The 4,782-nt window shown below is 43.4% G+C and carries 3 protein-coding genes; 2 read left to right on the top strand and 1 reads right to left on the bottom strand.

Annotated features, from left to right (window positions below):
* Nucleotides 1–448 precede the first annotated feature (448 nt).
* A complete protein-coding gene (locus JMX82_RS14040; protein WP_045455751.1) occupies nucleotides 449–790 on the bottom strand; it encodes a hypothetical protein in 342 nt (113 codons plus the stop codon).
* 260 nt (nucleotides 791–1,050) lie between these two features.
* Between JMX82_RS14040 and JMX82_RS14035 the strand changes: the two genes are divergently transcribed.
* Complete coding sequence (locus JMX82_RS14035) at nucleotides 1,051–3,699, top strand: MobA/MobL family protein (RefSeq protein ID WP_201540990.1); 2,649 nt, start codon at nucleotides 1,051–1,053, stop codon at nucleotides 3,697–3,699.
* A 25-nt stretch (nucleotides 3,700–3,724) separates the two neighbouring features.
* Nucleotides 3,725–4,681, top strand: a complete 957-nt coding sequence (locus tag JMX82_RS14030) for a hypothetical protein (RefSeq protein WP_201540989.1) — start codon at nucleotides 3,725–3,727, stop codon at nucleotides 4,679–4,681.
* The last annotated feature ends 101 nt before the right edge of the window (nucleotides 4,682–4,782 follow it).

Below are 4,782 nucleotides of genomic sequence, written 5' to 3'. Positions count from 1 at the left end.
GTTTTAAGTAATAGGAAAAAAGCAGTCACTCACTCATAAAACTGATTAGTATCTCAAAATGCTATGGTCAATAATTTACTCGGTATCAATCTCTATTCTCATGGTTCGATCTTTGAAAATCTCCAAAAGCAAGGCCAAAGACATTTTGAATGTTTGCATCTGTCATTTTAGACAAAGCTGGTTTCATGTTCTCAACTTCAATCTAAGGCTCATTTTTTGTAGATAGTTTGTCTTCATTTTCATTAGCCATTATCGATACCTCCGTAAACACATCTTAAATCGTTGATAGAAAGCCTAAAAAGCACCCTTATATGCATACTACGCTCTGTTTTATACAATAGTAGCTAAAGATATTTTAGGACGCTTAAAACAGCTAGTAATCGTCTCCCAACTTTTCACTAATTAGCAGACGATCCAGCTGTACCGTCAATTAGGTTATTTCTAGCAGTTACTGTGCTGATGAATCATCATCAAACAATGAACCGTGATCACTGTTCTGACTGCTTTTAGGCGGTGTAAAGCTGCTTGATGCCACCTCAGCTTTACTTTGTATTTTATTAGCAATTACATTTAAAAACTCACGGTGCTTTTTTAAACGAACGTACCTTTCATTATCGTGTGCGTCTAAAAATATGGCTTGTAACTCATGATTTTCATCATCGTCTAATGCGTTGGCCAACCACTCCCCCAACACCTGATGTGCTTCAAGCCTGTCCTGATTGATCTCTTTTTTAAGAGCCTGCAACTGCTTCATCTTATCTGTGAATAGATCATCTGATATTACTGACATTAATTTATCCTTTTCTAGCCAACTATGATAGAGTTGATCCTAGCAGTACAAACATAAGGATGCAAGGTAGTAAAATACACAAGACCACGTCTTTTTGTGGCCGCAGTAGTATTTTAACCCTCTGTTAAGAGCGAACTTAGGAGTTTACGTAAAAAAGACCCACAAGGGGTGCTGTTTTTTTACATAAACTCCGTCGTTCGGCAGGGGGCGATCCCCCTACAACCCCCAAAAAACCGTCTTTTAACTTCGGATTTTTCGCCATGAATAATAAAGGATTTCATCTGTCGGTTAGCGCCGTTAGTAAGGCGAAAAATCATAGTGTGCTAGCAAAATCAGCCTATAATTCTGGCTCAAAACTAATCGATAAACAGTCGGGAGAGATACATGATTACACCAGTAAAACCAAAGATAAAATTTTAAATTTAGTTGATAGTGATGGCGCTAAGTACACACAGATGATTGAGAAAAATGTGTTGCATACGGCGTTGATCACACCAACTGTTGCTGGGGATTTGGCAGTAACGCGTGAGGGGTTCTGGAATGATATCGAACGTATTGAGTCTCGTAAAAACGCGCAGTTCGGTACTGAGATTGATGTTATGTTTCCCGAGGGAGTCACGGCTGATCAGCAAATAGGTCTGGTCGAGCGCTACGCTCAAACCTTATCTGATCGCTATAATGTGCTTGTCGATGTGGCCATCCATCGACCCCACAGTCATGAGAAACATGTGGGGAAGGGTGAAGTGGTTGAGCTGACCAGCAGTAACTTTCATGCCCATATTTTACTCTCAAGTCGTGAGATATTAGCGGATGCTGATGGTTATGCCTTGTCAAAGCGTAAAAATTGGTTGCAGTGGTCAACCGGTGAGCGGCTATCTAAAGGATTAAATGGGCGTGGCGATGAGCTTAAATATCAACGCACCCTTTGGGCGGATATGGCTAACGAGCTATTGCCTGAGAATAAAGCGATCAATGAGAAATCGTACCGTGAGCAGGCCATTAATCGCTTACCAAAAATGAAACTGGGTAAATCCTTGTATAAGGATGTCCTAAAAGGTAAGCGCTCAGTGATTAATGAGTACAACGAGACAATTGATGAGATCAATGCCTATATCGAAAAAAATGGTCTGGTAATTGAGTATGACGACAAGGGTCGCATTGATCTTGAGAGCAACGCACAAGAGGTTAATGGCGTTACAGTACATTATAAAAAGCGTAAACCCTTTGCACGACTTGAGCTTAGTAATATCCGCTTGGTAGATCCCGCCGCTGAACTTACACCCGCTACTCCTAAAGAGGATAGTCAGACTCATAGTGATGCGGCCAATGATGACGTACTTGATGAGCTTTTAGTGATCTCAGGCGATTTTGAGCAGCAAAAAAAGATGGTACGCAGCGCCTTATTCTCAACCATTGATAGGCTGCATGAAGAATTAGCACACCAGTCTAAACAGACCATCACCATTGACAAAAACATTAAAAGCACACCGCGGTTCACCGAGGAGGTGGGACAGGATTACAGCACGTCCCGCCAAAAAATGATTGAGCTTGCCAGGCAGATAAGCACAAAAGAGCAAAGCGAGGCTCTAAAGGAGGCTTTAGCGTTGGTTGAGCAGTTTAGACAAGACGATACCCTACAAACGCGCCGCGCCGTTACCAGTCTTGAGAAGCAACTGTCACAGATTGATAAAATAGTGCTGAACAACGAAACGGTGCTAAAAAATCTGATCCCGCTTAATAATGAAGTCATTGCTGACTACGAAGGGTTAAAGGCCACCCTAAAACCGTTTGCCGCAAAGCTGAATAAACTGGCGACTGGCTTTAAAGCACTTGATGAGATTGATATTGAAAAATCTGACTTATCCTTACAGTGGGATCAAGCGTTTGCGGATCTACAAGAGATAGACGTCACCAATAACATGGACACTTATCATAAGTTTGCTGCATTTGCAGATCTGGATGTTGAGCGTTTTAAACACTTTCAAGAAGAACGTGAGGCGCTCAGTACGTTAAAAGCGGTAGAGATAGACACGGATGCTGACACTCGTTTGACGGCCTTGACAGCTGATGTTAAAGCGTTTAAGACTGCCAATGATAACGACATCAAACAGTTAAAGCAGCAAATTAATGCCAGTACAAAGACTTATCAGCGCCTATCGCCGTTTTATGAGCAGCGTATCGCCTTACTGGATCAAAGTGAAGCTGTGATTGTGCAAGATGATGACCTATACGATGAGATTACCCGTACCAAGACCACTCAATTGAACGCAGATCGGCTTGATGACTGGCGCAACCGTACGATGGTGCTTCACCACCAGCTCAACAAAGCACATGAGCAAGCAAAGCTTAAGGAAGAGGCTGAGCGCGCACGAGAGAAGGCTTTGATAAGGCGGCGAGTAGCTTTACAACAGAGACGGCAGCAGGCATCTCTTAAGCGTCAGCGAATCAATGAGACCAAAGCATATCGAGATCGATTTGACAATTTAGTGGTACGGGTGCGTAACCGCGTTGATACTCTTGATTTTAAGGTCATTGATGCACCGATCGAAGTGATCAACGCGGCTGAGGCGGTTGCCGCACAAGCATTTATATTCACCACTCTAAAACACACTGACAGCTTTACGACACTACAAAAAAGTTTACGAGACACCGATGCCAAAAAAATTGCAACGCAGGTGCAGAAGGCAGCAACATCGCTGTGGCAACAGCTTGAGCGCTTGCCTGACAATCAAGATAAGGTCGAGGTGTTAACGAAAATCAATGAGCGCTTTGATCACGTTCCTGCTATCACCATAGATGGGGCAACGCTCACGCAAACCGTGACAGAACACCTGCAAAAAACTAAGAACGCCATCCAAGCGCATGAACAAGCACAAACACGCCGCTACTCCTCACCACGCCCATTTTAGGCGGCATTATGATAATGAGCATCCTATGAATAAAGACAATAGCAATGAGTACGACATTCACGACGAGCTTGTTAATCTCGTGACCAGACTCAAACCTGTAATCGAAGCGCTGCGAGCACTGATTGGACAAGCCGATGATGCAGTGGCAACGCGCCTTGATCACTCTCTTAGCCATATTGATGCCAAGATAGAGGAGATGACTGCCGTTACTCAAAAGCTGGATGATAGCGCAATCAGTGCCTCAGAAGCATTGAGTCAGTATCAGAATCTGGTGTTAGAACAGCTACAAGCGGCAGTGACTACCTTTACTGATACTGAGATGCCGAGCCGTTATGATGACAAAATAGCGGACATCATCACCAATATGAAACAGCAGATTGATACAGCTGTACAGGCGGTCATCACTGCTAAAAACGACAGCATAGAGGCGAAAGTGAATGCCATGCAAGCGGTGGCTGATAAGCTTGGCGTTAGTGCGGACAGTCTTGCGCTATTTACCAGTCAGTATCAAGCTGGTCATGAGCAGATTATCAAAGATATTGAGGCCTTTGAGAACGCTACAAAAAAGCGGATTGGAGAAGTAAAAGAGGATGCTGATAAAGACTTGGGTAAGATTTACAAGTCTATTGAGTCCATGAGTATTAAAAGGATAGCAGCAGTAGCCGCTGCGTGTACGGCAGCAGTGGTAATAAGCCTTATGGCCCTGGTATTTTGGTATGTACCAAGCTTTGATAAGATTGCAGAGATGAGACAGCAGCAAGCAGAGCTACAGCGCGGCATCGATGAGCTTGAAACGGGTTGGAAACAGGCCTTTAATAATGCTCAAAGTGCGCAGTTTATTTTGGCTTGTGATGTTAATAAAGGTCAGCCTGATGTGATCAGCTGGTGCGTCAGAGCAGACAGTAAAAGCTTTTTGAGAGATGAAAAAGGCTTTGTTTATTATAAAATAGCTGGGTCGACTCGCGCGAAACCTACTGAGTAAAGTTTTATTGTAATAGTGAACCATACTCCCCAAAGAGGCCTTTATAGGGTTAGGGTAGCGTAGATAATTGTACGGGCATTTTTAGGCTAGATACTGGTAGC

Source organism: Psychrobacter sp. 1044, assembly GCF_904846525.1.
Classification (GTDB): Bacteria; Pseudomonadota; Gammaproteobacteria; order Pseudomonadales; family Moraxellaceae; genus Psychrobacter.
The sequence above is the reverse complement of the archived record's forward strand: the minus strand, read 5'-3'. Positions and strand labels throughout refer to the sequence as shown.

Excerpts from the sequence above, each read along its gene's own strand:
- JMX82_RS14040 (WP_045455751.1), bottom strand. The coding sequence starts at position 790 with ATGTCAGTAATATCAGATGATCTATTCACAGATAAGATGAAGCAGTTG.
- JMX82_RS14035 (WP_201540990.1), top strand. The coding sequence starts at position 1,051 with ATGAATAATAAAGGATTTCATCTGTCGGTTAGCGCCGTTAGTAAGGCG.
- JMX82_RS14030 (WP_201540989.1), top strand. The coding sequence starts at position 3,725 with ATGAATAAAGACAATAGCAATGAGTACGACATTCACGACGAGCTTGTT.